At 65.8% G+C, this 1,267-nt stretch carries 1 protein-coding gene and 1 pseudogene; both read right to left on the bottom strand.

Translation table 11 applies throughout. The features are described 5' to 3' along the window. Positions 1 to 710: alpha-amylase family glycosyl hydrolase (locus tag FGD71_RS05805; protein WP_240436416.1), on the bottom strand; the 710-nt coding region annotated here is incomplete at its 3' end. Beyond that, a pseudogene (locus tag FGD71_RS05800) lies at positions 707 to 1,267 on the bottom strand (alpha-1,4-glucan--maltose-1-phosphate maltosyltransferase); the annotation flags it as partial. The pseudogene FGD71_RS05800 and the gene FGD71_RS05805, both read right to left, overlap by 4 nt.

Here is a 1,267-nt window from a genome sequence, read left to right as displayed (position 1 = left end):
GTGGCGGGCAGGTTCTCGCAGTCGGTGCCCTCCTCCGCGTAGAGGTAGGGGACCGCGTCCAGCCGGAACCCGTCGATCCCCAGGTCCAGCCAGAACCGCAGGGCGGAGATGATCTCTTCCTGGACGGCCGGGTTCTCGAAGTTGAGGTCCGGCTGGTGGGAGAAGAAGCGGTGCCAGTAGTACTGCTTGCGGACCGGGTCGAAGGTCCAGTTGGAGGCTTCGGTGTCGACGAAGATGATCCGGGCGTCCTGGTACTGCTTGTCGTCGTCGGCCCATACGTAGTAGTCGCCGTAGGGGCCGTCGGGATCGTTGCGGGAAGCCTGGAACCACGGGTGCTGGTCGCTGGTGTGGTTCATGACGAAGTCGATGATCACGCGCATGCCGCGCTGGTGGGCGGCGTCCACGAACTCCACGAAGTCGGCGAGGTCGCCGAACTCGGGCAGGACGGCGGTGTAGTCGGAGACGTCGTAGCCGCCGTCGCGCAGGGGGGATTTGAAGAACGGCGGCAGCCACAGGCAGTCGATGCCGAGCCATTGCAGGTAGTCGAGCTTGGCCGTCAGCCCTTTGAGGTCGCCGATGCCGTCGCCGTTGCTGTCCTGGAAGGAGCGGACGAGGACTTCGTAGAACACGGCGCGTTTGAACCACTCGGGGTCGCGGTCTTTCGCGGGGGTGTCTTCGAAGGTGTCCGGGACGGGCTCGTTGACGATCATGATGTGGGTGACCCTCCGGTTGGCGGTGAGGACGGTCGCAGGACGGTCAGGATGTGCGCGGGCTGTTGGCCGGGTTCGAGCCGCACATAGTTGGTCCTGCCCCAGTGGTAGGTGGCGCCGGTGAGCTCGTCGCGCACCGGGACGGACTCGTGCCACTCCAGGCCGAGTCGTGGCATGTCCAACGAGACCGTGGCCTCCTGGGTGTGGTGCGGGTCGAGGTTGACCACCACCACAACCGTGTTCGAGCCGCTGCGCTTCGAGTACGCGATGACCGCGTCCTTGTCCGCGTGATGGAAGTGCAGGTCCCGCAGTTGCCTCAGGGCCGGGCTGCGCCGCCGGATCGTATTGAGTTCGGCTATCAGGGGACTGATGCTACGACCCTCGCGTTCGGCCGACTCCCAGTTCCGTGGCCGTAGTTGGTACTTCTCCGAATGCAGGTACTCTTCGCTGCCCGCCCGCAGAGGGGTGTTCTCACACAGCTCGAACCCGCTGTAGACACCCCAGGTCGGCGACAGCGTCGCGGCCAGCACCGCCCGCAACTCGAACGCCGGCCGCCC

The organism is Streptomyces sporangiiformans, assembly GCF_005768555.2.
Classification (GTDB): Bacteria; Actinomycetota; Actinomycetes; order Streptomycetales; family Streptomycetaceae; genus Streptomyces; species Streptomyces sporangiiformans.
The sequence above is the reverse complement of the archived record's forward strand: the minus strand, read 5'-3'. Positions and strand labels throughout refer to the sequence as shown.